The 25,222-nt window shown below is 67.6% G+C and carries 25 protein-coding genes and 1 pseudogene; 15 read left to right on the top strand and 11 right to left on the bottom strand.

Annotated features, from left to right (window positions below; genetic code table 11):
* Positions 1 to 57 precede the first annotated feature (57 nt).
* Complete coding sequence (locus tag ACH0BU_RS08875; RefSeq protein ID WP_500263944.1) at positions 58 to 861, bottom strand: enoyl-CoA hydratase/isomerase family protein; 804 nt, start codon at positions 859 to 861, stop codon at positions 58 to 60.
* A 99-nt stretch (positions 862 to 960) separates the two neighbouring features.
* On the opposite strand from ACH0BU_RS08875, the gene ACH0BU_RS08870 reads away from it, so the two are divergent.
* From ACH0BU_RS08870 to ACH0BU_RS08815, 12 genes are all read left to right on the top strand, one after another.
* On the top strand, positions 961 to 1,530 hold the full coding sequence (locus ACH0BU_RS08870; RefSeq protein ID WP_125945367.1) for an HNH endonuclease: 570 nt from the start codon (positions 961 to 963) through the stop codon (positions 1,528 to 1,530).
* A 23-nt stretch (positions 1,531 to 1,553) separates the two neighbouring features.
* The gene (locus ACH0BU_RS08865; RefSeq protein WP_125945368.1) at positions 1,554 to 1,967 is read left to right on the top strand and encodes an EF-hand domain-containing protein; all 414 of its coding nucleotides are present in this window, start codon (positions 1,554 to 1,556) and stop codon (positions 1,965 to 1,967) included.
* Positions 1,968 to 1,999: 32 nt separating this feature from the next.
* Positions 2,000 to 4,669: a phosphoenolpyruvate carboxylase gene (ppc, locus tag ACH0BU_RS08860; protein WP_125945369.1), complete on the top strand. Its 2,670-nt coding sequence runs from the start codon at positions 2,000 to 2,002 to the stop codon at positions 4,667 to 4,669.
* Positions 4,670 to 4,769: 100 nt separating this feature from the next.
* Positions 4,770 to 5,465 (top strand): PepSY-associated TM helix domain-containing protein, encoded by a 696-nt coding sequence (locus tag ACH0BU_RS08855; RefSeq protein WP_500263943.1) that lies wholly within the window; start codon positions 4,770 to 4,772, stop codon positions 5,463 to 5,465.
* An 18-nt stretch (positions 5,466 to 5,483) separates the two neighbouring features.
* Positions 5,484 to 5,954, top strand: a complete 471-nt coding sequence (locus ACH0BU_RS08850) for a DUF2271 domain-containing protein (RefSeq protein ID WP_046409362.1) — start codon at positions 5,484 to 5,486, stop codon at positions 5,952 to 5,954.
* Positions 5,955 to 5,965: 11 nt separating this feature from the next.
* A complete protein-coding gene (locus tag ACH0BU_RS08845) occupies positions 5,966 to 6,829 on the top strand; it encodes a DUF4198 domain-containing protein (protein ID WP_136450947.1) in 864 nt (287 codons plus the stop codon).
* 16 nt (positions 6,830 to 6,845) lie between these two features.
* Positions 6,846 to 7,838, top strand: a complete 993-nt coding sequence (locus ACH0BU_RS08840) for an FAD:protein FMN transferase (RefSeq protein WP_500263942.1) — start codon at positions 6,846 to 6,848, stop codon at positions 7,836 to 7,838.
* A 163-nt stretch (positions 7,839 to 8,001) separates the two neighbouring features.
* A complete protein-coding gene (locus ACH0BU_RS08835) occupies positions 8,002 to 8,283 on the top strand; it encodes a hypothetical protein (RefSeq protein ID WP_145117715.1) in 282 nt (93 codons plus the stop codon).
* Positions 8,284 to 8,368: 85 nt separating this feature from the next.
* A complete protein-coding gene (locus ACH0BU_RS08830; protein WP_500263941.1) occupies positions 8,369 to 10,396 on the top strand; it encodes an amidohydrolase family protein in 2,028 nt (675 codons plus the stop codon).
* A 90-nt stretch (positions 10,397 to 10,486) separates the two neighbouring features.
* Positions 10,487 to 11,071, top strand: coding sequence for a GDSL-type esterase/lipase family protein (locus ACH0BU_RS08825; RefSeq protein ID WP_500263940.1), 585 nt, complete (start codon positions 10,487 to 10,489; stop codon positions 11,069 to 11,071).
* 135 nt (positions 11,072 to 11,206) lie between these two features.
* Positions 11,207 to 13,444, top strand: a complete 2,238-nt coding sequence (katG, locus tag ACH0BU_RS08820) for a catalase/peroxidase HPI (RefSeq protein WP_500263939.1) — start codon at positions 11,207 to 11,209, stop codon at positions 13,442 to 13,444.
* A gap of 120 nt (positions 13,445 to 13,564) precedes the next feature.
* Positions 13,565 to 14,155 (top strand): exopolysaccharide biosynthesis protein, encoded by a 591-nt coding sequence (locus ACH0BU_RS08815; protein WP_500263938.1) that lies wholly within the window; start codon positions 13,565 to 13,567, stop codon positions 14,153 to 14,155.
* Positions 14,156 to 14,176: 21 nt separating this feature from the next.
* On the opposite strand, the gene ACH0BU_RS08810 is transcribed toward ACH0BU_RS08815, so the two are convergent.
* The 4 genes from ACH0BU_RS08810 to ACH0BU_RS08795 are packed head-to-tail and all read right to left on the bottom strand — an operon-like array spanning position 14,177 to position 18,369.
* On the bottom strand, positions 14,177 to 14,467 hold the full coding sequence (locus ACH0BU_RS08810; RefSeq protein ID WP_145117723.1) for a hypothetical protein: 291 nt from the start codon (positions 14,465 to 14,467) through the stop codon (positions 14,177 to 14,179).
* Between the two features lie 2 nt (positions 14,468 to 14,469).
* Positions 14,470 to 17,007 carry a cbb3-type cytochrome c oxidase subunit I gene (locus ACH0BU_RS08805; protein WP_500263937.1) on the bottom strand — a complete coding sequence of 846 codons (2,538 nt, stop codon included), beginning with the start codon at positions 17,005 to 17,007 and terminating at the stop codon, positions 14,470 to 14,472.
* Positions 17,004 to 18,026, bottom strand: a complete 1,023-nt coding sequence (gene coxB, locus ACH0BU_RS08800; protein ID WP_136450953.1) for a cytochrome c oxidase subunit II — start codon at positions 18,024 to 18,026, stop codon at positions 17,004 to 17,006. Before coxB ends, ACH0BU_RS08805 begins: the two co-directional genes overlap by 4 nt.
* Positions 17,989 to 18,369 carry a c-type cytochrome gene (locus tag ACH0BU_RS08795; protein ID WP_052742545.1) on the bottom strand — a complete coding sequence of 127 codons (381 nt, stop codon included), beginning with the start codon at positions 18,367 to 18,369 and terminating at the stop codon, positions 17,989 to 17,991. The genes coxB and ACH0BU_RS08795 overlap by 38 nt, the downstream gene beginning before the upstream one ends.
* Here ACH0BU_RS08795 and ACH0BU_RS08790 point away from each other — a divergent pair.
* Positions 18,369 to 19,049 (top strand): annotated as a pseudogene (locus tag ACH0BU_RS08790) (c-type cytochrome); the annotation flags it as partial. The gene ACH0BU_RS08795 and the pseudogene ACH0BU_RS08790 sit on opposite strands and share 1 nt — an antisense overlap.
* A 25-nt stretch (positions 19,050 to 19,074) precedes the next feature.
* Here the strand turns inward: ACH0BU_RS08790 and ACH0BU_RS08785 are convergent.
* The 6 genes from ACH0BU_RS08785 to ACH0BU_RS08760 all read right to left on the bottom strand — a co-directional run bounded on the left by ACH0BU_RS08785 (position 19,075) and on the right by ACH0BU_RS08760 (position 22,957).
* The gene (locus tag ACH0BU_RS08785) at positions 19,075 to 19,734 is read right to left on the bottom strand and encodes a cytochrome b (RefSeq protein WP_500263936.1); all 660 of its coding nucleotides are present in this window, start codon (positions 19,732 to 19,734) and stop codon (positions 19,075 to 19,077) included.
* Positions 19,731 to 20,477: a cytochrome c oxidase assembly protein gene (locus ACH0BU_RS08780; protein ID WP_500263935.1), complete on the bottom strand. Its 747-nt coding sequence runs from the start codon at positions 20,475 to 20,477 to the stop codon at positions 19,731 to 19,733. The genes ACH0BU_RS08785 and ACH0BU_RS08780 overlap by 4 nt, the downstream gene beginning before the upstream one ends.
* Before the next feature lie 42 nt (positions 20,478 to 20,519).
* The gene (locus ACH0BU_RS08775; protein ID WP_136450954.1) at positions 20,520 to 21,230 is read right to left on the bottom strand and encodes a peptidylprolyl isomerase; all 711 of its coding nucleotides are present in this window, start codon (positions 21,228 to 21,230) and stop codon (positions 20,520 to 20,522) included.
* Between the two features lie 88 nt (positions 21,231 to 21,318).
* Positions 21,319 to 21,825 carry a pantetheine-phosphate adenylyltransferase gene (gene coaD, locus ACH0BU_RS08770; protein ID WP_046409351.1) on the bottom strand — a complete coding sequence of 169 codons (507 nt, stop codon included), beginning with the start codon at positions 21,823 to 21,825 and terminating at the stop codon, positions 21,319 to 21,321.
* A 2-nt stretch (positions 21,826 to 21,827) separates the two neighbouring features.
* Positions 21,828 to 22,724: a polyprenyl synthetase family protein gene (locus ACH0BU_RS08765; RefSeq protein ID WP_125945383.1), complete on the bottom strand. Its 897-nt coding sequence runs from the start codon at positions 22,722 to 22,724 to the stop codon at positions 21,828 to 21,830.
* Positions 22,721 to 22,957, bottom strand: coding sequence for an exodeoxyribonuclease VII small subunit (locus ACH0BU_RS08760; protein WP_125945384.1), 237 nt, complete (start codon positions 22,955 to 22,957; stop codon positions 22,721 to 22,723). Before ACH0BU_RS08760 ends, ACH0BU_RS08765 begins: the two co-directional genes overlap by 4 nt.
* A 131-nt stretch (positions 22,958 to 23,088) precedes the next feature.
* On the opposite strand from ACH0BU_RS08760, the gene ACH0BU_RS08755 reads away from it, so the two are divergent.
* The gene (locus tag ACH0BU_RS08755) at positions 23,089 to 24,447 is read left to right on the top strand and encodes an NAD-dependent succinate-semialdehyde dehydrogenase (protein WP_500263993.1); all 1,359 of its coding nucleotides are present in this window, start codon (positions 23,089 to 23,091) and stop codon (positions 24,445 to 24,447) included.
* 100 nt (positions 24,448 to 24,547) lie between these two features.
* A partial coding sequence (locus ACH0BU_RS08750) for a hypothetical protein (RefSeq protein WP_500263934.1) occupies positions 24,548 to 25,222 on the top strand: 675 nt, incomplete at its 3' end.

Below are 25,222 nucleotides of genomic sequence, written 5' to 3'. Positions count from 1 at the left end.
TGTGCGTCGCTTCGCCCCGCTCGGCAACCCCGCCGTGTCCCTCGCGCGGTTCGGGTCTCAGCGTCCGCTGAACACCGGCTCGCGCTTCTCCATGAAGGCGGCGACCCCTTCCTTGTGATCCTCGGTCGCCATCAGCCGCCGGATCGTCTCGATCGCCCAGCCACCCAGGTCACGCGGATCGCCATAAGCGGCACGGCGCAGCCCTTCCTTCATGTAGCGCAGGGCAAGCGGCGGATTGGCGGCAATCCGGCCCGCCAGCGCGCGCGCCGCGGTCAGCAGTTCCTCATGCGGCACCACTTCGCGCACCAGGCCAATGCGATAGGCCTCGGCCGCGTCGATCACGTCGCCCGTGAACAGCAGCTCTGCGGCCTTGGCCGGGCCGACGATTGAGGGAAGGCGGTAAAATCCGCCCACGTCGCATACCAGGCCGCGCTTGATGAACAATTCGGCGAACTTCGCCTTTTCCGACGCTATGCGAATGTCGGCGTAGAGCGCCAATTCCATGCCCCAACCAACCGCGGCGCCGTTCACCGCGGCGATCACCGGCTTGTCGCATTCGAGCGCGGCGATAGCCGCGGGGGTGGGCTGGTACCGCACGATTGGCGGCGCCTTGCGCTTCGCAAACGCGTCCGGCCCGGCCATGATCTCGCCCACGTCATCGCCGGAGCAGAAGGCCGGGTCCGCCCCCATGACGATCACGCAGCGCGCGTCCTCGTCGCTGACGGCGCGGCGGAAGGCCGCTTCGAGCTTGGCGTAAGCGTCCCAGTTCAGCGCGTTGCGCCGCGCCGGTCGGTTGAGCGTGATCGTGGCGATATGGTCGGCCACGTCATAGGTGACGCTCTCGCTCGTCTGGTCGTTCATTCGTCCTCTCCCCTTGACCCGGCTTTTCTCCGGCTGTCATCATGGCGTCATCGCGGGACGCGACACGGTCCGGCGACACGGTATCGAAGGGGAGCGCGCTTGTTCCATCCCGATCTGATCCGGCATCCGGACGCCTGCCCGGCGCTCGTGCTGAACGCCGATTACACGCCGTTGTCTTATTATCCGCTCAGCATCTGGCCGTGGCAGACTGCGGTCAAGGCCGTGTTTCTCGACCGCGTCGATATCGTCGCCCATTATGAGCGCGAGGTGCGCAGCCCCAACCAGACGATGCGCCTGCCGTCGGTGATCGCGCTGAAGCAATATGTGAGGCCGTCACAATTCCCCGCCTTCACCCGCTTCAACCTGTTCCTGCGCGATCGCTTCGCCTGCCAATATTGCGGCGGGCACCTGCGCGACCTGACCTTCGACCATGTCGTGCCGCGCGCGCAGGGCGGCCGCACGACCTGGGAGAACGTCGTCACCGCCTGCGCGCCGTGCAATCTGCGCAAGGGCGGGCGGACCCCCAAACAGGCCGGCATGCCGCTCCATATCGAACCGATCCGCCCGACCAGCTGGCACCTGCAGGAACATGGGCGAAGCTTCCCTCCCAACTATCTCCATGAGACATGGCACGATTGGCTCTATTGGGACGTTGAGCTCGAAGCCTGATCTTGAGGGAGGTTGATACGGCAATGCGATCATGGATCGTCGCCGCGGCGATTGTGCCGCTTTTTCTGGCTGCGTGCGGCGCGCGTGACGAGGATGAGGAAACGCCAGCGGCTGCGAATTACAGCCCTCCCACGGTCACCTCGCGGCTCGATTTCGGCAGCGAGATCGAACGGCGCTTCCATGACAATGACGTCAATCGCGATGACAAGATCACGCCTGACGAACTGCCGGAACGGTTGCGGCCGATGATCGCGCGCGGCGACAAGAACGGCGACGGCGCGCTTAGTGCAGAGGAATGGGGCAATTTGCTGCTCGACTGGTTCGATCGCAACGATCTGAACAAGGACCGCACCCTGACCAGCGAGGAGCGTGAAACCTATCGTGCGCAGCAGCGGGCGCGCCGTGCCGCTGCGGCACCTGACGGATCTGCGCGTTGACGATGGAAACCGGTGAGGCGCAGCAAGGCGAGATGAACGCATTACCCCCGGTCACGAACACTGACGATATCCGCTATCTCGGTCGCGTTCTCGGCGACGTCATTCGCGAAATGGGCGGCGAGCGGCTGTTCGAGGCGACCGAGGTAATTCGATCCGCGTCGGTCGACCGGCATCGCGGCGGTGGCCCGCCCGTGGATCACCATCTCGACGCGTTGTCGCTCGATGAGACGCTCGATTTCGTCCGCGGCTTCATGCTGTTTTCCATGCTGGCGAACCTCGCCGAGGACCGTCAGGGCGTCGCCGCGGAGGAGGGCGCCGACGTCGCCTCCGCGCTGCAGAAGCTCGCCGGGGAGGGCGTGGATCACGATCAGGTCTGCGCCCTGCTCGATCATGCGCTGATCGCCCCGGTCCTGACGGCGCACCCGACCGAGGTGCGGCGCAAGAGCATGATCGACCATCGCAACCGCATCGCCGCGCTGATGGCGCTGCGCGATGCCGGGGCGGAGGAAACCTCCGCCGGCGACCGGATCGACGAAGCGATCATGCGACAGGTCGCCTTGCTGTGGCAGACGCGCGTGCTGCGGCGCGAACGCCTGTACGTCACGGACGAGGTGGAAACCGCGCTCAGTTATTTGCGCGACGTGTTCCTGCCGGTCATCCCGGCGCTGTATCAGCGTTGGGACCGGGCGATGGGACGCCGCCTGCCGGCATTCCTCAAACCGGGAAGCTGGATCGGCGGCGATCGCGACGGCAATCCTTATGTGACCGCCGATTCGTTGCGCACGGCGCTGTCAAAGGCATCTGCCGCCGCGCTCGGCTATTATCTCGATGAACTGCACGCGCTGGGCACCGAACTGTCGATCTCGTCGGACCACGCGACGATTGATGAGGCGGTGATCGCGCTGGCGGAGGCAAGCGGCGATACCGGCGCCAGCCGCAGCGACGAACCCTATCGGCGCGCCCTGTCCGGAATCTACGCGCGGCTGGCTGCCACCTATCAGAAGCTGGTCGGAACGCCGCCGCCGCGCCCGGCTGCGCGTGTTGCCGAGCCTTATCCCGATCCGGCTGCCTTGCGCGCCGATCTCGTCACGCTCGCGCGCCCCTTGTCTGAAGGCGCTGGCGGCCTGCTCTCCAGCAGCGGCGCGATCGGGCGGCTGATCCGCGCGGTCGAGGTGTTCGGCTTCCACCTCGCGACGCTCGACCTGCGGCAGAACAGCGCAGTGCACGAGCGGGTCGTCGCCGAGCTGCTCAAGAACGCCGGTGTGTGCGACGACTATCTCGCCCTAGACGAGGCAGAGCGCGTTGCGATGCTCAATCGCGAACTCGCCAGCGCAAGGGGGCTCACCAGCCGCTTCATCACCTATTCTGAGGAAACTACCAAGGAACTGGAGATCGTTGCCGCGGTCGCCGAGGCGCATGCGACCTACGGGCCAGCGAGCATTCGCCAGTATATCGTGTCGATGTGCCAATCGGTCAGTGACCTGCTCGAGGTGCATCTGCTCTTGAAGGAAGCCGGGCTGTACGTGCCCGGCGATCCACCCCGCGCGGCGGTGATGGCGGTCCCGCTGTTCGAGACGATCGGCGATCTGGAAGCCGCGCCCACGATCATGCGTGCCTGGTTCGCCCTGCCGGAGGTGGCGGCGATCGCCCGGGGGCGCGGGCATCAGGAAGTGATGATCGGCTATTCCGATTCGAACAAGGATGGCGGCTATCTCACCTCTGGTTGGCAATTGTCCAAGGCTTCGACCGCGCTGAAGCCGGTGTTCGAGGCAGCTGGCGTGGGCATGCAATTGTTCCACGGGCGCGGCGGTGCGGTGGGACGCGGCGGCGGCTCGGCCTTTGCAGCGATTCGCGCGCAGCCGCCCGGCACGGTGCAGGGCCGCATCCGCATCACCGAACAGGGCGAGGTGATCGCCGGCAAATACGGCACGCGGGAAAGCGCGATCACCAATCTGGAGGCGATGACCTCGGCGACACTGCTCGCCAGCCTCTCGCCCGCGCCGCTGTCGAACACCGAGAATGAGACGTTCGCGGCGGCAATGGACACGCTTTCCGACACCGCGTTCCATGCGTATCGCGACCTTGTTTACGGCACTGAGGGCTTCAACGCCTTCTTCCGGCAGATGACGCCGATCGCGGAGATCTCCGGCCTCAAGATCGGCAGCCGTCCGGCCAGCCGCAAGAAATCGTCCCGGATCGAGGATCTGCGCGCCATTCCCTGGGTGTTCAGCTGGGCACAGGCGCGGGTCATGCTGCCGGGCTGGTACGGTGTCGGCCATGCGCTTGCGGCGTTTCAGGACAAGGCGCTGCTGGCCGACATGGCAGAGGGCTGGCCGCTGTTTGGCGCGATGCTCGCCAACATGGAAATGGTCCTCGCCAAGTCCGACATGGGCATTGCCGAGCGCTACGCCGGGCTGGTCGAGGACGAGAAGCTCGGTGCGCGGATTTTCGGCCGGATTCGTGACGACTGGCAGCAAACCTGTGATGGCTTGCTGGAGGTGACCGGCCAGTCCCGCCTGCTGGAAAAGCACCCGGCTCTCGACGCATCGATTCGCCTGCGACTGCCCTATATCGAACCGCTCAACCTGCTGCAGATCGAACTGATGCGGCGGCACCGTGCCGGCGAGGACGATCCGCGCATCGCGGAGGGCATCCTGCTGTCGATCAACGCCATCGCAACGGCATTGCGGAACTCCGGCTGACCGATTTGCTGTTGCGAATTATTCGCGACTGCCTTAGCGACGGCTCATCAGGCAATGGTGCCTCCCGAGCGGTGGAATGCAGGCAAGCGAGACGGACAGGGTGAGGGAGCGGCAACCGGCGCCGGCATGTGGCGGCGTCACGCCCGCGCCGCGCGGTACAGCCGGCCGTACCCGACCCCCTCGCCCGCGCAAGAAGGTCCGCGCATTCTGGCTGAAGCAGCTGCATACCTGGCACTGGGTGAGCGCAGCGGTGTCGCTGGCCGGCATGTTCCTGTTCGCGATCACCGGGATCACGCTCAACCATGCCGCCTCGATCGGCGGAGAACCGCAGGTCACGCAGGTAGAGGCAACACTGCCACCGCAGCGCCTCGCCGAACTGCGCGGCGACCATGCCGCAGCCGCGCCGCTGCCGCGCGCCGTGGCAGAGGCCGTGGCGTCAGCCGTGGCGCTCGATCCCGCCGGCCGCGCCGCCGAATGGTCCGATGACGAAGTCTATGTCGCCATGCCGGGGCCGGGCCGCGACGCCTGGGTCAGCATCGACCGGACGAGCGGGACGATCACCGCAGAAACCACCTGGCGCGGCTGGATCTCCTACCTCAACGATCTGCACAAGGGCCGCAACACCGGCGACGCCTGGTTCTGGTTCATCGACGCCTTCGCCGTGGTGTGCATCATCTTCACGCTGACCGGGCTGCTGCTGCTCCAGCTTCACGCCCGTCATCGTCCCTCCACCTGGCCGCTGGTCGCGACGAGTGTGATCGTCCCGCTGCTGCTGGCCGTGTTCCTGATCCACTGAGAGGAAGCCGCGAACCTCATGCGTCCTGTCTATCTCCTCGTCGCCGGCGCGGTCAGTGCCCCTGCGGCCGCGCAGACCGTCAGCGTCACTATCCCGCAGCTGAAAGTGGCCGAATATCACCGGCCTTATGTCGCCGGGTGGCTGGAACCGGCCGCTGGCGGCCCGGCGCGCACGGTGTTCGTGTGGTACGACGTCAAGAAGGGCGGCGCGGAACCCGGCACCAAATGGCTGGCGGACCTGCGCAGCTGGTGGCGCAAGGGCGGTCGCACGATGAAGCTGCCGGCCGACGGCGTCAGCGGCGCGACGAGGGCCCCGGGCACCTATCAGATCCCGCTGCCCAAGGGGCTGGCCGCAGGGCAATATGTGCTGAACGTCGAGGCTGCACGCGAGACGGGCGGTCGTGAGCTGGTCCGCGTGCCCATCACCATCCCGGGCAAGGGCGGCACTGCCAAGGGCAGCGCCGAGCTCGGCACCATCACCGTTCGTTGAGGAAGATCGCCATGCGTCTGAAGACCCTCCTGCTCGCCGCCGTCGGCGCCGCTACCCTGGCCGCCCCGGCGATGGCGCACCGCCAGTGGTTGCTGCCGTCGACCACTACGTTGTCGGACACCAACCAATATGTGACGGTCGACGCGGCGGTATCGAACGACCTGTTCTACCCGGATCACGTCGCGATGCGCCCGGAGCAGATAAAGGTCTGGGCGCCGGACGGCACCACCGGCACGATCGAGAATGCCGCCACTGGCCGTCACCGCACCACGTTCGACGTGAAGGTCGACAAGCCGGGCACGTGGAAGATCGGCACCGAAATGTCGTCGGTCATGGGCAGCTTCAAGCTGAATGACGAGGAATGGCGCGTCGGCGGCCGACGCGGTCCGCCGCCGGCTGCGGGTGCTGGTGCGCAAGCTCGTCCGCGGGTGCAAAGCGTGGCAACGCCGGCAGAAATCCCGGCCGGTGCGACCGACGTCAAGCTGACCGAGGTGTCGAGCCAGAACGCCACTTTCGTCACCGCCGGGCCGCCGAGCGAGACGGTGTTCAAGCCGACGGGTAAGGGGCTGGAGTTCCAGCCGATCTCCCATCCCGGCGCGCTCGTCGCGGACGAGGAGGGGCAGTTCCGCTTCCTCGTCGATGGCAAGCCGGCGGCCGGGGTGAAGGTGACGGTGGTGCCGGGATCCAAGAAGTTCCGCGAGGCGGAAGGCGCGCAGGAGCTGGTCACGGGTGCGGACGGCGTGCTGCGGGTCAACTGGCCGGTACCGGGCATGTACTGGCTGAGCGCGACGGTGACCGACGCCAACACGACCGTCCCGCGCGCGACCGAGCGGCGCATGACCTTCACCACGACCCTGGAGGTGCCCGCGCCCTGAGCGCGGCATCGCAGGCATGGTCGCTGACCCGCGCGCGGATCCGATCCGCTACGTCGTACCGCCGATCGACCCCGCGGCGCTGAGCCACTGGGATCGATCGGCACGCGTCGTGGATCATGGCGGCGCTACCATGGGGACCCGCTGGCATATCCGCTATGCCGCGCCAGATGACGTCGTGGCCGAGCGGCTGTACGAGGCGATAGAACGGGTTTTCGCCGGCGTTATCAGCGACATGAGCCATTGGGCCGCGGATTCGCGGCTCAGCGCGATCAATCGGTCGGCGCCGGGTGAGTGGCATTCGATTTCGGACGAATTTGTAGAGGTGCTTGCCACATCATTGGAGGTGGCGGCGGCGTCGGGCGGTGCGTTCGATCCGGCCATTGGTGCGCTGGTCGCGCGGTGGGGATATGGGCCGGTTGCGGTGGATCGTTTGCCGACCATCGACGAAATTGCCGCAGCGCGTGCCGGCGGGGGGTGGCGCCAGCTCGAGCTTGACCGCGCCGGGTGCCGGGTCAGGCGGCACGGCGAGGCGCGGCTGGACCTGTCCGGCATTGCCAAGGGGCATGCCGTTGACCGTCTTTCCAAGATATTGACAGAACACGGTATTTCCCACCAACTGGTCGAGATCGGCGGCGAGTTTGTCGGGCGCGGGTTGCGGCCTGACGGTGATCCCTGGTGGGTGGAACTGGAGACGCCGGGCGGCTGCGCGGCGCCGATCCGGGTGGCGCTTCATCAATGCGCAGTGGCGACGTCGGGTGATTATGTCCGGGGGCGGCATACGATCGACCCGCGGACGGGCTATCCGGTGGCGCATGCGCTGGCGGTGAGCGTGATCCATGACACGGCGATGGCGGCGGATGCGTGGGCGACGGCGCTGAGCGTCTTGGCGCCGGCGGAGATGATGGCGATGGCGACGCAGCGGGGGCTGGCGGTACGGGCGCTGACGCGGCGTGAGGGGCGGGTGGTGGAATGGCTGAGCCCGGCACTCCGCGCGATGATCGACGATTAGGCCGGCGCAAAACGGCCTGGATCACAGGAGCTTCGGCCTGCCTGCGGCGCTGAATCGGCGTACATTGGCCGCGCTCGCGGTCCTTGCGGCCAGATGTTCCCATGAACGATTCGGACCGTCCGTCCGCGCGGTGCGTTGACCCCCGTTATCAACGGGAGGTGTTATGCAGATCGTGAAGCTGCCGGCCGGCGAGGCACCCCCGCCCGATACCGATTGCATCCGCATCCAGCAGCGCGAGGATGGTCGTTTCCTGCTGGAAGGATCGGTGCTGTTCCGCTGCGGCGACGTGGATTCGGCCGAATCCGTCTCGCTGGTCGGTGGCGACACCTATGCCAGCTATGACGATGCGGAGGCCGCCGGTCTGGCCTGGGCCGACGATCATTGCGTCGAGACGCTGCATGTCGCGCGGTCGGCGGGGAGCGAGCCGTTGCCCGACGCTGCGTAAAACCGCCTGACGGGATGCGCAAATCCCATAGGTGACGCAACGACATATTGTTGCGCGTGAAGCGCCGCGACCGTAACGGTCGGGTATGAAGCTCCTGTCCTCCGCGGCCTTTGCTGCGCTCGCCCTGTGTCTTGCCACCAATGCCGCCGCGGAAATGCAGCGTTACAGCGTGATCTTCGGCGGCAAGACCGTCGGGCACCTCAACGCCGACGTCGAAGGTGACCGCACCGCGATCGATTTCGATTACAAGAACAATGGTCGCGGCCCGACGATGAAGGAGACGCTGCGGCTCGATGCGAACGGCCTGCCGGTGGCCTGGGACATTGCCGGGACGACGACTTTCGGATCGAAGGTCGAGGAGCATTTCGCGCGCAGCGGCAAGGGTGCGACCTGGACCGATGCGACGGGCAAGGGATCGGTCGCCACTGCGCCGGCCGGCGCGGTCTATGTCGCGCAGAGCGGCAGCCCGTGGTCGACGGGCCTCTATGCGCGCGCGATTCTGAAGACCGGCGGCACCACGCTGGCCGCGCTGCCGGGCGGCACGCTGACGCTGACCAAGGGCCAGACGCTGAACATGACCGGCGCGAACGGCCCGCTGAAGGTGACCGCCTATGACGTCGGCGGGATCGAGACCACGCCGGACACCATCCTGCTCGACGACAAGGGCGACATGTTCGCCGCGATTTCGCCGCGCCAGGTGATCGTGCGTGCGGGTTACGAGGGCGAGGCCGAGCGGTTGAAGACGCTGGCGGCGCAATGGTCGACCGACCGGTTCGTGGCGATCAACAAGAAGGTCGCGCATCGCTATGCCGGGCCGGTGCGAATCCGCAACGTGCGCGTGTTCGATCCCAAGGCGGGGACGCTGGGCAACCCGGTGTCGGTACTGGTGTCGGGCAACAAGATCACCGCCGTCGAGCCGCTGGCCAAGACCGGCGCGGCGGGCGAGACGGTGATTGATGGCGCTGGCGGCACGATCGTCCCCGGCCTCTACGAAATGCACGCGCACACCGGGCAGGAAGGCGCGCTGCTGAACCTGGCGGCGGGCGTCACCACGATGCGCGACATGGGCAATGACAATGCCGTGCTCGACACGCTGGTGGAGCGGATCGACAAGGGCGTGATCGCGGGGCCGCGGATCGTGCGCGCCGGCTTCATCGAGGGCAAGAGCCCGTTCAGCGCCAACAACGGCATCCTGGTCAACAGCGAGGCCGAGGCGGTCGCCGCGGTCCGCTGGTACGCCGATCACGGCAAGTTCTGGGGCGTCAAATCGTACAACAGCATGAACCCGGCGTGGATTCCCGCGCTGGTGAAGGAGGCACATGCGCGCGGGCTGAAGGTGGCCGGGCACGTCCCCGCCTTCGCCACCGCCGACCAGATGATCGAGGCCGGGTTCGACGAGCTGACGCATATCAACCAGTTCATGCTGGGCTGGGTGATCAAGCCGGAGGAGGATACGCGCACGCTGTTCCGCCTGACCGCGCTGAAGCGGCTGCCCGCGCTCGATCTCAACAGCCCCAAGGTGCAGAAGACGATCGGCATGATGGTCGAGCGCAAGCTGCCGATCGACGTGACGCTGGGCATCCACGAGAACCTGCTGCTCAACCGCGACGGGCAGACGGCGCGGGGCGCGCGCGACTATGTCGATCACCTGCCGATCGGGGCGCAGCGCAGCCTGAAGCAGGCGTGGATTGATGCCAGCGCACCGGGCGACGATGCCGCCTATCGCGGCGCCTATGACAAGATCGTCGCCACGGTTCGCATGCTCAATGATCGTGGCGTGATGATCGTGCCGGGGACCGACACGGGCGGCTCGTTCACGTTCCACCGCGAGCTGGAATTGTACCAGCAGGTCGGCATGACCCCGGCGCAGATCCTGACGCGCGCCTCGTGGGACATGGCGAAGTATCTCGGCCAGGACGCGACGCTGGGTTCGGTCGAGCCGGGCAAGCTGGCCGATTTCTTCCTGGTGCCGGGTGATCCGACCAAGGACCTGAAGGCGATCAAGCGGATCGCGATGGTGGTGAAGGACGGCACCTTCTTCTACCCGGCGGAGGTGTACCCCGAGTTCGGGATCAAGCCGTTCACGCCCAAGCCGGCGATCACCAGCAACTGATCGTTGTTCCTGCCGCGCGCCATGCCGAGGGGGCGGCGCGCGGCAGGGGCTGCGGTGACATTGGCCGGGCCGCCCCTATCTTGAGCGGCGATGCCAGCCGAACCACCGTATCTCCTCGCCTTTGGTGACAGCCTGATCGCCGGTTACGGGCTGGCGGCCGATGATGGTCTGGCCGCGCAGCTGCAGCGCGGGCTGGCCGGGCGCTTTCCGGGGGCGCGGGTGCTGAATGCCGGCGTGTCGGGCAACACGACCGCCGACGCGCTGCGCCGATTGCCGCGCGTGTTGGCCGCGATGCGCGCGCCGCCCGACCTGGCGATCATCCAGATCGGCGCCAACGACGTGCTGCGGGGCGTGCCGCCGGGCGAGACGCGCGCGAACCTCGACGCGATGCTCACCGAACTGGGGCGGTGCGGCATTCCGGTGCTGCTGACGACGATCGATCCCCCGGCGCTGATCCGGGCGCGGGCGGAGCCCTACCTTGGCGTGCATGGCGCAGTGGCGGCGCGGCATCGCGCGGCGTTGAGCGACTTCTTTCCCGCCGGGATCATGGGACGCGCCGACATGGTGCTGCCCGATCGCGTCCATCCCAATGCGCGGGCGATCGCGGCGGTGGCGGCGCATCTGCTGCCGACGATCGAGGCATTGCTGGCGCGCAGCGCGGCGGACGCGGCCTGATCGATTATCGGCAATTTTGCACAAGGATCGCTTATTGATCGATTTCGCCTGTCGTCCTGACGAATTTATGTCGCTTCCATCACCGGGCGATGGCCCTAGTCTCCTCGCTGATAATCGCGACGAGAGGAACACGACATGGACGCACCCACCAGTGGCTGCCCGGTTACCGGAAGCCCGCTGAGCGATCATTCGAAGGAGCCGGCCGCGCTGCGCAAGCTGTTGGGGCGCACCAATCGGGATTGGTGGCCGAATCAGCTGTCGCTGGAAATCCTCCAGCAGGATGGCCTGTCGGGCAATCCGATGGGCGACGATTTCGATTACGCCGCCGAATTCAAGACGCTCGACCTGGAAGCGGTGAAGGCCGATCTTCGCGCGCTGATGACCGACAGCCAGCCGTGGTGGCCGGCCGATTACGGTCACTATGGCCCGTTCTTCATCCGCATGGCCTGGCACTCGGCCGGCACCTATCGCACCGGCGACGGGCGCGGCGGTTCGTCCTCGGGCGCGCAGCGGTTCGCGCCGCTCAACAGCTGGCCGGACAACGGCAACCTCGACAAGGCACGGCGCCTGCTGTGGCCGATCAAGCAGAAATACGGCCGCAAGCTGAGCTGGGCGGACCTGTTCATCCTGACCGGCAATGTCGCGATCGAATCGATGGGCGGCCCGGTGTTCGGCTTTGGCGGCGGGCGCGAGGACGTGTTCGAGCCGGAGAAGAGCATCTATTGGGGCACCGAGGAGGAATGGCTCGGCCAGACGCGGATCGACGAGAAGTCGGGGCTGGCGCTGGAGAACCCGCTGGCGGCGATCCAGATGGGCCTCATCTACGTCAATCCGGAAGGGCCGGGCGGCGAGCCTGATCCCAAGGGGTCGGCGCGCGACATCCGCGAGACGTTCCACCGCATGGGCATGAACGACGAGGAAGTCGTCGCGCTGACCGCCGGTGGCCACACGTTCGGGAAGGCGCATGGCGCTGGTGATGCGAAGCTCGTCGGTGCGGAGCCGGAAGGCGCGGACATCGCGCAGATGGGGCTTGGCTGGGCCTCCACCCACGAGACCGGCATGGGCGATCACACGATCACCAGCGGCATCGAGGGCGCGTGGACGCCGACGCCGATCCAGTGGGACATGACCTATTTCGAGATGCTGCTCGACCACGATTATGAGCTGGTGAAGAGCCCGGCCGGGGCGTGGCAGTGGCAGCCGGTGGGCAACCCGCCGGAGACGCTGGCGCCCAAGGCGCATACGCCGGGCGTCAAGGTGCCGACGATGATGACCACCGCCGACATGGCGATGAAGGTCGACCCCAAGTATCGCGAGATTTCCGAGCGGTTCCGCAACAACCCGGACCTGTTCGCCGACGCCTTTGCCCGCGCCTGGTTCAAGCTGTGCCACCGGGACATGGGGCCGAAGATCCGGTATTTGGGATCGGACGTGCCGGCGGAGGACCTGATCTGGCAGGATCCGATCCCCAAGGCCGATTACGCGATGATCGATGCGGCGGACGTGAACGCGCTCAAGCAGAAGATCGCTGCTTCGGGCCTGTCGACGAGCGAACTGGTGAAGACGGCCTGGGCCTCTGCCTCGACCTATCGCCAGTCGGATCATCGCGGCGGCGCGAACGGCGCGCGCATCCGGCTGGAGCCGCAGCGCAGCTGGGACGTGAACGAGCCGGAGAAGCTGGCCCGTGTGCTCGACGTCTATGAGCGCATCAAGGCGGACTTCGATGGCAGCGCGAGCGGCGGCAAGAAGGTGTCGATCGCCGACCTGATCGTGCTGGGCGGCAGCCTGGGCGTGGAGCAGGCGGCGAAGGCGGCCGGCCACGACATCGAGGTGCCGTTCACACCCGGGCGCACCGATGCCACGGAAGAGCAGACCGATGCGGCGAGCTTCGAGGTGCTGGAACCCAAGGCCGACGGCTTCCGCAATTACCTGCAGGTGCGGTTCAACGTGCCGACCGAGGAGCTGCTGGTCGACCGGGCGCAGCTGCTGGGGCTGAGCGGGCCGGAGATGACCGTGCTGGTCGGCGGGCTGCGGGTAATCGGCGCCAACCATGGCGATACCGATCATGGCGTGCTGACCGACAAGCCGGGGCAGCTGACGAACGATTATTTCGTCAACCTGCTCGACATGGGCACGGCGTGGAAGGAAGTCGATGAAACGGGCGACGAGCTCTACATCGGCACCGATCGCGCGACCGAGGAGCCGCGCTGGAAGGCGACGCGGACGGACCTGGTGTTCGGCGCCAATTCGCAGCTGCGTGCGGTGGCCGAAGTCTATGCCTGCGACGATGCCAGGGAGAAGTTCGTCAAGGACTTCGTCGCGGCGTGGACCAAGGTGATGGAGGCCGATCGCTTCGACCTGAAGTACAAGTGATCGCAGGCTGAGCGACGACAAGGGGCCGCGGCATCCACGGGTGCCGCGGCCCTTTTTCTTTACCTATGTTGGACCGTTACGGTGGCGGAACCGTGAGCCGCGTCGCGCCGTTCACCGGCGATGGCAGATGAACCCCATAGCGTCGGCGATATCCTGGACCGGCTGGACGAACTGGCGGACGAGAAGGACGAGGTGTCGCTGGGGCAGACGATCGAGGCGTTCGGGAGCCGCAGCTATGCGCCGTTCCTGGTCATCCTGCCGCTGATCGACATATCGCCGGTGGGGTCGATCCCCGGCCTGCCGACGCTGCTGGCGCTGGTGATCGTGCTGACCGCGGGGCAATTGCTGTTCGGGCGCACGCATATGTGGCTGCCGGGATTCCTCGCCAACCGATCGCTCAAGTCCGAAAAGGTCGCCAAGGCGGTGAAGAAGCTGCGCCCGGTGGCCGAGCGGATGGACAAATGGTTTCACGGGCGGCTGCCCGCGCTGACCCAGGGGCCGATGGTGCGGGTGGCGGCGGCGGCGATCATCGTGCTGACGCTGGCGGTGCCGCCGCTGGAGCTGCTGCCGATGGCGACCACCGCGCCGATGGCGGCGATCGCGGCGTTCGGCATGGCGTTGCTGGTCAAGGACGGGCTGCTGATGATCGTCGCCTTTGTCGCGGCGGCGGGGGCGATTGCGGCGGCGGTCGGCCTGTGGGGTTCGCGCTGACGCCCGGAGGGCGAACCCGGGCTAGACGAGCAGCGCGGGCAGCCCCTGCCACAGCACTGCGACCAGCGAGAGGCCAGCGCCGCCCAGCGCGATCCAGCGCATCCAGTCGCTGAAGGAATCGTGCGTGCCGGCGCGCGCCTGCCGGAGCCGCGCGATCAGCCAGCCGTCCGCCGCGAGGCACGCCAGCGTCATCACCACCGTCAGGATGCGTGCGATGTCGGTGGTCAGGAACACGCTGGCGACGATGTAGACGGCGAAGAAATGCACCGCCCAGACGATCATCCCGCCGAGCATCCAGGCCCAGGCGCGCATCGTCAGATCGTGCCCGGGAAGAGCCGCGCGAGCAGCGCGATGACGCTGCCCTGCGCGGCGGTGTAGCACATGAACATGACGGTGAGGTCCATCGAGTTGTTGCGCGGGCGGACGATCAGCGCGCGGCTGTTGCGCGCCGCCATATAGCCCGCCATCAGCACGCTGATCGCGACGATCAGCCCCTGCAGCGTCTGGAAGGCATAGACGATCGCGCCCTGGCCGCTGGCGGTGGGCCACAGGCCGTGGCGGGTCCATGTCCAGCAATCCACGCCGAAGCCGATGGCAAGCCCCACCGCCGCGCAGCACAAGAGCACGCCGGGCGTCCACAATTCGGTCTTCTCGCGCGCCAGCATGTAGCGGGCGAGCAGCGCGAAACCGGCGCCGCCGCCATGGCCGAGCAGGATCGGGAGCAGCCATACGGGATCGGGCGCGGCGATCCAGAATTGCGGGTGGATGCCGTAGAGATAGAAGAAACCGAAGATCGCCATGACAAACATCATGCCGATCACGATCAGGAGGATGATCATCGCCCACCAGCCGTGGGTGCGCGGGCCGGTGGCATAGGTCGGCAGCATGATCCCGGCGCCGACATCGACCTCCTTCTGCGGGACCAGCCGGTCGGTATCCCACAGCCAGCGAAGGATGCAGGCGACCGCCAGGATGCCGCTGACGAAGGAGATGAAATAGGCCTGCACCGTCAGGATCAGGAAGAAGCCGGCGGTGAAGATCGCGCCCAGCAGCGGCCAGGGCGAGGGGGTGGGGAGGATCTGCACATATTGCGGCTCGGCGCGCAGCGGGCTGGTGATGATCGTTTCGCGCAGGCCGGTGGCGGAGCCGGGGAGGAAATAGCGGCCCTCGTCGACATCCTCGGCCAGCTTCGGATCGTCCCACAGGGGATAGCGGCTCTTGATCACCGGGATGCTGCGGGTGGAGAACAGCCCGGTGGGGAGCCATTCCAATGTGCCGCCGCCATAGACGTTGCCCGCGTCATGATCGGTGGTGAAGCGCATGTTGCGCGCGCAATCGACGAGGAACAGCAGGACGCCCGCGCCGAACAGGAAGGCGCCGACGGTCGAGATCATGTTGGTGAGATCCCAGTCGCGGCCGGGGAGATAGGTATAGACGCGGCGCGGCATGCCCATGAAGCCGGTGAGGTGCATCGGCAGGAACGTCACCTGCATGCCGATGAACATCAGCCAGAAAATCCATCGGCCGAGGAGTTCCGACAGCGGACGCCGGCTGGTCATCGGCGTCCAGTAATAAAGCGCGGCGAAGAAGGGGAAGACCATCCCCCCGATCAGCACGTAGTGGAGGTGCGCGACGATGAAATAGCTGTCGTGCGCCTGCCAGTCGAACGGCACCATCGCCACCATCACGCCGGTCAAGCCGCCGATGACGAAGGTGATGAGCCCGCCGAGCAGGAACAGCGTCGGCGTGTTGTAGCGCGCGCGGCCGATCGCAAAGGTCGCGATCCAGGAGAAGACCTGGATGCCGGCGGGGACGCTGACCGCCATGCTGGCGGCGGAGAAGAAGCTGACCGACAGCGTCGGCATGCCGGTGGTGAACATGTGGTGCGCCCACACGCCGAAGCTGATGAAGCCGGTGGCGAGGAAGGCCAGCACGACGAGATTGTGCCCGACCAGCCGGGTGCGCGCGACGGCCGCCACCACCATCGAGACGAGGCCCGAGGCGGGGAGGAAGATGATGTACACTTCCGGGTGGCCGAAGAACCAGAACAGGTGCTGCCACAGCAACGGATCGCCGCCGCGGGTTGAATCGAAGAACGGCCAGTTGAACGCGCGTTCCAGCTCCAGCAGCAAGGTGCACAGGATCACCGAGGGGAAGCCGATGATGATCATCACCCCGAACACCAGCATCGCCCAGGCGTAGATCGGCATTTTCGCCAGCGTCATGCCCGGCGCGCGGGTGCGCAGCACGCCGACGATGATCTCGATCGCGCCGGCGATGGCGGAGATCTCGATGAAGCCGATACCCAGCAGCCAGAAATCGGCGTTGATGCCCGGCGAATAGGTGGTGCTGGTATAGGGCGGGTACATGAACCAGCCGCCGTCGGGGGCAAGGCCGACGAACAGCGAGGCGAAGAAGCACAGCCCGCCCACGGCATAGGCCCAGAAGGCATAGGCCGAGAGGCGCGGGAACGGCAGGTCGCGCGCGGCCAGCATCTGCGGCAGCAGCAGCACCGCCATCGCCTCCATCGCCGGCACCGCGAAGAGGAACATCATCACCGTGCCGTGCATGGTGAAGAACTGATTGTAGGTTTCCTGCGGCAGCACACCCATCAGCGGCAGCGCAAGCTGCACCCGCATGACCAGCGCGAGCACGCCCGCCAGGATGAAGAAGGCGAAGGCGGTCGCGACGTAATAGAAGCCGATGTAATTGTTGTTGACCGCGGTCAGCAGTTCCCAGCCCTTGGGCTTGCACCAGATCCGTTCAAGCTCGGCGCGCTCCCCGGCGGGCCGCTCCCCCTTGGTTGGGAAGCGATCGTAGAGCGCCGTGTCGAAGCCGGTTTCCGAGGTCACTTCTGCGCCTGCATGTAATCGGCCAATGCCTGGAGATCCTCACCCGGCAGCATCGTGTAGGGCGGCATCCGGTTGCCCGGCTTGATCGCCTGGCTGTTGCCGATCCAGCCGATCAGCGTGCCGCGATTGTTGGGCAGGATGCCCGCGCCGAGCGACTGGCGGGTGCCGATATGGGTAAGGTCGGGGCCGGCGAGGCCGTTCGCCTCGGTGCCCGCCACGCGGTGGCAGGCGGCGCAGCCGGTGGACTGGAACAGCTGCGCGCCGCGGCTGACCGATGCGGGCGTCGCCGTGGCGGGGGCGGCCTGTTGCAGACGCTGCTTGCGGGCGGCGAGCCAGCGGGCGAAATCGGCCGGTTCGTGTGCGACGACGACGAAGCCCATCAGCGCGTGCGGACCGCCGCAATATTCGGCGCATTGCCCGCCATAGACGCCGGGCTTGTCGGCCTGAATCTTCATCACGTTGCGTCGGCCGGGAATCATGTCGAGCTTGCCCGACAGGCGCGGCACCCAGAAGCTGTGGATGACGTCGTTCGATTCGAGTTCGAGCAGCACGGTGCGGCCGGTGGGGATATGGAGTTCGTTGGCGTCGCGCAGCTGCGGCTGGCCGTTGTCGCCCAGGTAATCGACGCGCCACCACCACATTTCGCCGGTGATGCGCGCCTTCATCGCCACCGGGCCCGGCGGGGCGGTGAGATTGCGGGTGAGCGTCAGGCCATAGACCAGCAGCACGCTGAGCACGACGACGGGGAAGGCGATGCCGCCGATCCAGATCGCCTTGCTGCCACCCAGCCGCTCGCGCAGCCGTTCCTTGCCGAACAGCGCGATCCACAAGGCGACGAGGACGACCAGCAGGACGCCGACGCCCATCGCGAACAGGATCCACGACAGGGTGGAGATCGAACCCGCGAACGGCCCGGCGGGATCGAGCACGGGCGGCGGCCAGCCCGCGAGGCTGTTCGCCAGCCCATCGACGGGGCCGGCGTTACCGGGAGCGGAGGGTGTAGAGGTAGGCGGCGACATCGCGCGCTTCCTTCTCGCTGAGCGGCATGGCCGGCATGGTGGTTCCCGGGACGAGTTCGGGTGCGCGGCGCACGAAATGCGCCAGCACGTCGGGGCGGTTGGGGAGGCGGCCGGCGATCATGCCCTGATCGCCGAAACGGTCGAGCGCGGGGCCCAGTTCGCCCTTCGGCCAGCTGAGCCCGGGGATCGAATGACAGGATCCGCAGCCAACGCGGCGGATCGCGGCGAGGCCGGCGGCGGGATCGGCCTGTGGCATATGCTGGCGCTCGTCAGGTGGCGGCTTGCAGGCGCCGACGGGCAGCGCAAGCGCAAGCAGCGGCAACAGGGCGCGAAGCGTCGGCAATGATCCCCCTTCATGGCCCGGCACGAACCGGTGCCGGTCGTTTCGGAACCGATCGGATCGGCGGAGGTTCCGAGGAAGCGATGATTACGGCTGCACCCTCCCGGCGACGGCCGCTCGCCGGCCTTGCGTTTCTGTTGCTGGCGGCGTGCGGGACGGCGGACCGGACGGCGGCCGACCGCTTCGTCGAGACCGGGCAATTGGTGGCGCTGAGCGGCGGCGATGCCGGTGCGGCGAGCGCGTGCCTGGTGTGTCACGGCGTCGATGGGCGCGGCAATGGCGCGGGCGCGCCGCGGCTGGCGGGGCTGGACCTCGGCTATCTGACCGCGCAGCTGGAGGCCTATGCCAGCGGGCGGCGCAAGAATGCGGAGATGGAGTGGATCGCCAAGCGGCTGACCCCGGCCGACCGGCAGACGGTGTCGGCTTATTATGCCGCCATGCCCTATCAGCCGGCGGCGGCTGCGGCGGGTGCGGCGGGGGCCAGCGCGAACACCGGGCTGGCGGCGCTGCTGTACCAGCGCGGCGATGCGGCGCGCGGCCTTCAGCCATGCGCGGTGTGTCACGGTGCGGCGGGCGAAGGCGTGGGTGCGGGCAATCCGGCGCTGGGCGGGCAGCCGGCGGGCTATCTGTCGGAGCAGCTGATCGCGTGGCAGAAGAGCGAGCGGCGCAACGATCCGGGCAATGTTATGCTGGAGATCAGCCGCAAGCTCACGCCGGGCGAGGTTGCCGGTCTCGCTGCTTATGCGTCCGGTCTCCCTGGGGGTCTTCCTCGTCCGGGATCTCCGGCAGCATCCCGCTCAGCACATCGTGACGATCCCAGAAATGATGCTTCAGCGCCGCGCCCACGTGGAGCGGAATGACGAGGAACAGCGCGAACACCACCGCCAGGTGAACGTCCTCCGCCACGTCCATGATCTGCCAGCGCAAGGTGAGCGGCATGTCGCCGAGCGGGAAGGGCGGCCAGGGGACGACACCCGCGAGATAGAGCGGGCCGGGCTCCGCAATCGCCGACCACATCACCCAGCCGCTGATCGGCAAGAGGAAGAAGGTGGCGTAGAAGATATAGTGGATGATGACCGAGACGGTCGTCTGCCAGCCCTGCTTGTCAGCATCGTTGATCGGGCCGGGAACGGCGAGGCGCCAGGCGAAGCGCGCCAGCGCCAGCAGGATCACGGCGAGGCCGGCGGCGCTGTGCACCTGATAGGCGGCAAGCTTGTCCTCGCCCACCGGCAGCCGGCTCATCGACCAGCCCCAGCCGAGCTGGAACAGGATCAGGAAGGCCATGATCCAGTGGAAGGCGATGCCGACCGGGGAATAACGGCCGCGTTCGGTGTGGCCGCGGGCCCATTCGCGCAGCTGGCGGATCATCGCGGTGCCACCTCACGCTCCTCCGCGACGAACCAGCGCGCGAGCAGCCACAGCGCGCCGCCGAGGTAGAGGCCGGCGGCGGGCGCCCACATGATGAGGCCGGCGAGCTGCTGGTCCTCCAGCGGGGAGAAGCCCCACGCCTGGGTGGTGAGATAATGCGGGGCGTAGAGCGCGCCGCTGTTGAACACGAGCAGCGCGCCGAGCAGCCCCATCTGCACCATCATCGCCAGCAGGGCGGCAATGCCCATCGGCATGGGGGCGGTGCGGATATGCGCCCACATGCCCCAGGCGGTGACGAGCAGGCTCGCCTGCATCAGCCAGTAAGCGGCGTTGCTCGACAGCGCCCAGGCGTAAGCGGGCGGCGCATGCCAGACCCAGAAGGCGAGTGTGTGCGCGACGGTCCAGAGCGCGAGGCCGCCGCGCGGCGGGCGGACGGTGGAGGCAAGCGCGATGGCGAGCAGCGGCGCGACCAGCGCGGTCAGCAGAACATGGTGGACGGTGCGGGCGGCAACGAGCGCGGAGGTGAGCGCGCAGAGCGGGGAGACGAAAAGGAACAGCGCCAGCGCCCATGCTGCGGCGAAAAACCGCCGCTGGCGCGGATCGGCGTCGGCCAGCCGGTAGAAGGCGACGGCGGCCAGCGCGAGCGCGGCGATGAGGATGGGGTCGCCGTTCCAGCGCCCCATCAGCGTGTCAGGAAGCGGCGCGATGCCGCAATAAGGTAGCCAGGCCGCCGCCTGATTCACGTCATCTTCCCCCGTCCGCTGGCGCAGTGAACGAGGAAGAGACTATCGACGCGGGCGCGAGTTCCGTGCAGGCGCCGCCGGCTTCGTTCCGGGCAGCGTCACCGGCGCCTCCTGCGTCACCGGCGCGGGGGCCGCCTCGGCGCGATAGGGCGGGGGGTTATCGGCGGCGATATAGGCGTGGAGGATGCGCGTCGGGTTGGCCGGCGGCTCGCCCTTTTCGATCGCGTCGACATATTGCATGCCCTCAAGCACGCGGCCGAACACGGTGTATTTCCCGTCGAGGCTGAGCCGCGGCATCAGCATGATGTAGAACTGGCTGTTGGCGCTGTTTTCATCCTGCGCGCGTGCCGCCGCGACCGCGCCGCGCACGTGCGGCAGGTAATTGAACTCCGCCTTCACGTCGGGGAGGTCCGAGCCGCCGGTGCCGTCGCCCTGCGGATCGCCGCCCTGCGCCATGAAGCCGTCGATGACGCGGTGGAAGGTCAGGCCGTCGTAGAATTTGCGGCGCGTCAGGTTCTTGATCCGGCGCACCATGTCGGGCGCGACGTCGGGGCGCAGCCAGATCGACACGCGCCCGCCGCTCGACAGGTCGAGCAGCCAGGTGTTTTCGAGATCGGTGGTGGGCGGCGGGGTATAGCGCTGCTTCGTCGCCTGTCCTGCCTTGGCCGCTTCCTCCATCGCCTTGCTCTGGGCCATGGCCGGGCCGGCGAGCAGCGTGGCGGCCAGCATCGCAATCAATCCAACAAAGCGCATCGTCATCCCAACCCGATCGTGTCAGCAGCGCCCTAAACTAGATCGCGGCTTGCGCCAATCTGAACCGGGGTGCGCCGTTGCCGGAAACCTATTGTCCGCCGCGCCGCCCGGTCTGTTCCACACGTGCAACGACTTCGTCGCGCACAGCGGGGCTCACGAACTTGCTGATGTCGCCGTTGAAACGGGCGATTTCCTTGACCAGCCGGCTGGCGATCGGTTGCAACGCCACATCGGCCATCAGGAAGACCGTTTCGATCCGGTCGTTCAACTGCTGGTTCATCCCGGCCATCTGATATTCATATTCGAAATCGGCCACCGCGCGCAGGCCGCGAACGATCATGCTGGCGCCTTCGCGCTCGGCGAAATCCATCAGCAGCAGGTCGAAGCTGACGACGCGGATGTCGGCGTCCAGCCCGGCGCATTCACGCTCCACCTGCGCCATCCGCTCCTCAAGCGAGAACATCGGGCTTTTCGACGGGTTGGTCGTGACGCCGATGACCAGCCGGTCGACCAGCTTCGCGCCGCGCCGGATGATGTCCATGTGGCCCAGCGTGATCGGGTCGAACGTACCCGGGTAAACACCGATTCTCGCCATGCTCAATGATCCCTTGAAAGCACGAAGCGCGCGATGTCGCGGAGCAGGTCGGCCTCGGGGCCGTAGCTGCGCAGGTGCGCAATCGCCTGATCCACCAGCATCCGGCACCGCTCCCGTGCCGCATCCACCCCGAGGAGCGAGACAAAGGTTTCCTTGCCCGCCCCGTCATCCTTGCGCAGCTTCTTTCCGGCCAGCGCTTCATCCCCCTCCACGTCGAGCAGGTCGTCGACGATCTGGAAGGCAAGTCCGATATCGCGGGCATAGCCGCGCAAATGTGTGCGCCCCTCGGGCGGGATGCGGCCGAGGATCGCCCCTGCCTCGACCGCGGCGAGGATCAGCGCGCCGGTCTTCATCGCCTGCAGCCGGGTGACGGTGGCAAGGTCGAAGCTGGCGCGTTCCGCCTCCAGATCCATCATCTGGCCACCGGCCATGCCGGCGGGGCCGGCGGCGCGCGACAGATCGAGCACCAGTTCGGCGCGGACGAAGGGATCGGGATGGGTGGCGGGATCGGCCAGCACCTCGAACGCCAGCGCGTGGAGGCAGTCGCCGGCGAGGATCGCGGTCGCCTCGTCAAACTGCTTGTGCACGGTGGGACGGCCGCGACGCATGTCGTCATTGTCCATCGCCGGCAGATCGTCGTGGATCAGCGAATAGACATGGATCGCCTCCAGCGCGAGCGCGACGCGCCCGGCACAGTCCATGTCGCAGTTGAACAGCCGCGCGGTGGCGACGACCAGCAGCGGGCGCAGCCGCTTGCCACCATCGATCGCGGCGTGGCGCATCGCGCGATAGAGGTCGGCGCGGGGATCGTCCGGCACCGCCAGCAACGCATCGAAGCGCGCGTCGATGTCGCGCGCGGTATCGGCCAGTGCCGCCGAAAGCGTCGGGGTGAGGGTCATCCGGCGGTGAAGGGTGTCGTCGTGGCGCGGCCCTCGGCGTCAAGCCGGATCGCCTCGATCCGGGCCTGCGCGGCATCGAGCCGTTCGGCACAGCGCGCCCGCAGCTGATTGCCGCGTTCGTACAAGGCGATTGCATCCGCAAGCGGCGTATCGCCGGATTCAAGGCGCGCTACGATCGCTTCGAGCTCTTTCAGCGCGGCCTCGAACGTCAGGCTGTCGACGGGCGTGTCCATGGCGGTGCTATGGGACAGGCGCGGGCGAGGGGTCAAGCAGGCGCGGCGCCGCGGGGCGGCCGGTGCGACAGGACGAGGCAATAAGGGGAATGGCGGAGGATACGGGCGTGCGCGCGATCGTTTCAGGCGGCATGTTCCAGAGCATCAATCCCGCCACCGGCGCGCCCGGCGCCACCCATCCCGAACACACCGACGCCGAGGTGGAAACGCGCGTCGCCCGCGCGCATGCCTTCTGGGCGGAATGGCGCACCACCGACCTGAAAACGCGCACCGACTTGCTGGAGCGGATCGCCGAGGCGTTCGAGGCGGACAAGCGCCGGCTGGGCGAGATCGCGACGCGCGAGATGGGCAAGACGCTGAAATCCGCCATCGCCGAGGTGGAGAAATGCGCGGCGGCGTTCCGCTATTATGCGCAGAACGGGCCGGGGATGCTGGCACCCCGAACGGTCGAGGTGCCGGGCGGCAAGGCGACGAGCCATTACCTGCCGATTGGCGCGGTGCTGGCGGTGATGCCGTGGAATTTCCCCTACTGGCAGGTGGTCCGCTGGCTGGCGCCGACGATCCTGGCGGGGAATGTCGGGCTGCTGAAACATGCCTCGCTGTGCCAGGGCGTCGCCGCCGCGATCGAGGAGACGGTGATCGCTGCCGGGGCGCCGGCCGGACTGTTCCAGAACCTGGCGATCAGGAGCGGCAAGGTCGGCGCGCTGATCGCCGATGACCGGATCGCGGCAGTGACGCTGACCGGAAGCGAGGGCGCCGGCGCGAAGGTCGCCGAGGCGGCGGGCGCCGCGCTGAAGAAGGTGGTGCTGGAACTGGGCGGATCGGACCCGTTCATCGTCATGCCGTCGGCCGACCTCGACGCGGCGGCGAAGGCGGCGGTGACGGCGCGCACCCAGAACACCGGCCAGTCGTGCATCTGTGCGAAGCGGATGATCGTCCACGCTGACGTCTATGACGCGTTCCTCGAGCGGTTCTCGGCGGGGATGAGGGCGGTGGTCGCCGGCGACCCGATGGATGCGGCCACCGACATGGGACCGCTGTCGAGCGAGGAGCAGCGCCAGACGGTGATCGACCAGCTGGCGCAGATCGAGGCGGCGGGCGGTCGGCTGTTGCTGGGTGGTGAGCCGCTGCCGGGGAAGGGCGCCTTCATGTCGGCGGGCATCCTGGTCGATGTGCCGATCGATCATCCGGCCGCGCAGGAGGAATTGTTCGGGCCCGTCGCGATGCTGTTCCGCGCCGAGGATATCGACGCCGCGATCGCGCTGGCCAATGACGTGCCCTTCGGCCTTGGCGCGTCGGTGTGGACCAGCGACGAGGCCGAGCAGGAGCGCTTCACCCGCGACATTGCCTCGGGAATGATGGCGGTGAACAAGATGCTCGCCTCCACGCCCGAGGCGCCGTTCGGCGGGATCAAGAAATCGGGCCACGGCCGCGAACTGGGTGCCTATGGCCTGCACGAATTCATGAACCTAAAGACCGTGTTCGATTGACGCGCGGCGCCAGGTGGCGGCTCATCGCATCCTTTACTCCGCGTTTACCTTCCGGGCGCAGACCCGGGGCAACGGGAATCCGGGGGAGAACGGAGCCGCCATGTCACGCGTTACACAAGCCATCGTTGCCACGGCCGCCATTGCGGCGCTGGCCGCCTGCGCCACGCGCACCAAGGAAGTGGCGGTGGCCACCCCGCCGCCAGCGCCCGCCCCGGCGCCGGTCTATGTCACGCCGGCGATCACGCCGATCAACCGCGGCCTCTCTCCCGCGGCGACCGTGTGGCACATGCGGGTCGCGCTGAACGTCGCGGCGCTGGCGTGTCGGGGTGCGCAGGGGAACCAGATCGTCGCGGGCTATCGCACGCTGCTGACCAACCAGAAGGCGGCGCTCGCCACAGCGGAAACCGCGCTGGAGAGCCAGTATCGCGCAATGGGTGGCGACTGGCAGGACCGCTATGACGACGCGATGACGCGGCTGTACAATTTCTTCTCCCAGGCGCCGGCGCGCGACCCGTTCTGCACCGCGGCGGCAGCGACGCTGACCGAGGCGGAGCGGCTGGGGCCCAACGAACTGCAGACCTTTGCCGCGGCGGTGCTGCCGACGCTGGACGCGCCGTTCGCTGAAATGCTGGCGCCGCGACCAGTAATCGCGCTGGCGGCGCCGACGTCAGCGCCCGCGCCAGCGCCGGTTGTCGGCGCCGTTGCCGCCACCGCGGCGCCCGCGGCGGCGATGGCCGCGCGCCCGGCGTCGGTGGCGGTGTCGGGGACGAGCATC

It is taken from the genome of Sphingomonas olei, assembly GCF_045369765.1.
GTDB lineage: Bacteria > Pseudomonadota > Alphaproteobacteria > Sphingomonadales > Sphingomonadaceae > Sphingomonas > Sphingomonas panaciterrae.
This window is presented reverse-complemented; position numbering and strand designations above follow the sequence as displayed.

Excerpts from the sequence above, each read along its gene's own strand:
- ACH0BU_RS08875 (WP_500263944.1), bottom strand. The coding sequence starts at position 861 with ATGAACGACCAGACGAGCGAGAGCGTCACCTATGACGTGGCCGACCAT.
- ACH0BU_RS08865 (WP_125945368.1), top strand. The coding sequence starts at position 1,554 with ATGCGATCATGGATCGTCGCCGCGGCGATTGTGCCGCTTTTTCTGGCT.
- ppc (WP_125945369.1), top strand. The coding sequence starts at position 2,000 with ATGAACGCATTACCCCCGGTCACGAACACTGACGATATCCGCTATCTC.
- ACH0BU_RS08850 (WP_046409362.1), top strand. The coding sequence starts at position 5,484 with ATGCGTCCTGTCTATCTCCTCGTCGCCGGCGCGGTCAGTGCCCCTGCG.
- ACH0BU_RS08845 (WP_136450947.1), top strand. The coding sequence starts at position 5,966 with ATGCGTCTGAAGACCCTCCTGCTCGCCGCCGTCGGCGCCGCTACCCTG.
- ACH0BU_RS08840 (WP_500263942.1), top strand. The coding sequence starts at position 6,846 with ATGGTCGCTGACCCGCGCGCGGATCCGATCCGCTACGTCGTACCGCCG.
- ACH0BU_RS08835 (WP_145117715.1), top strand. The coding sequence starts at position 8,002 with ATGCAGATCGTGAAGCTGCCGGCCGGCGAGGCACCCCCGCCCGATACC.
- ACH0BU_RS08830 (WP_500263941.1), top strand. The coding sequence starts at position 8,369 with ATGAAGCTCCTGTCCTCCGCGGCCTTTGCTGCGCTCGCCCTGTGTCTT.
- ACH0BU_RS08825 (WP_500263940.1), top strand. The coding sequence starts at position 10,487 with ATGCCAGCCGAACCACCGTATCTCCTCGCCTTTGGTGACAGCCTGATC.
- katG (WP_500263939.1), top strand. The coding sequence starts at position 11,207 with ATGGACGCACCCACCAGTGGCTGCCCGGTTACCGGAAGCCCGCTGAGC.
- ACH0BU_RS08815 (WP_500263938.1), top strand. The coding sequence starts at position 13,565 with ATGGCAGATGAACCCCATAGCGTCGGCGATATCCTGGACCGGCTGGAC.
- ACH0BU_RS08810 (WP_145117723.1), bottom strand. The coding sequence starts at position 14,467 with ATGCGCGCCTGGGCCTGGATGCTCGGCGGGATGATCGTCTGGGCGGTG.
- coxB (WP_136450953.1), bottom strand. The coding sequence starts at position 18,026 with ATGTCGCCGCCTACCTCTACACCCTCCGCTCCCGGTAACGCCGGCCCC.
- ACH0BU_RS08785 (WP_500263936.1), bottom strand. The coding sequence starts at position 19,734 with ATGATCCGCCAGCTGCGCGAATGGGCCCGCGGCCACACCGAACGCGGC.
- ACH0BU_RS08775 (WP_136450954.1), bottom strand. The coding sequence starts at position 21,230 with ATGCGCTTTGTTGGATTGATTGCGATGCTGGCCGCCACGCTGCTCGCC.
- coaD (WP_046409351.1), bottom strand. The coding sequence starts at position 21,825 with ATGGCGAGAATCGGTGTTTACCCGGGTACGTTCGACCCGATCACGCTG.
- ACH0BU_RS08765 (WP_125945383.1), bottom strand. The coding sequence starts at position 22,724 with ATGACCCTCACCCCGACGCTTTCGGCGGCACTGGCCGATACCGCGCGC.
- ACH0BU_RS08760 (WP_125945384.1), bottom strand. The coding sequence starts at position 22,957 with ATGGACACGCCCGTCGACAGCCTGACGTTCGAGGCCGCGCTGAAAGAG.
- ACH0BU_RS08755 (WP_500263993.1), top strand. The coding sequence starts at position 23,089 with ATGTTCCAGAGCATCAATCCCGCCACCGGCGCGCCCGGCGCCACCCAT.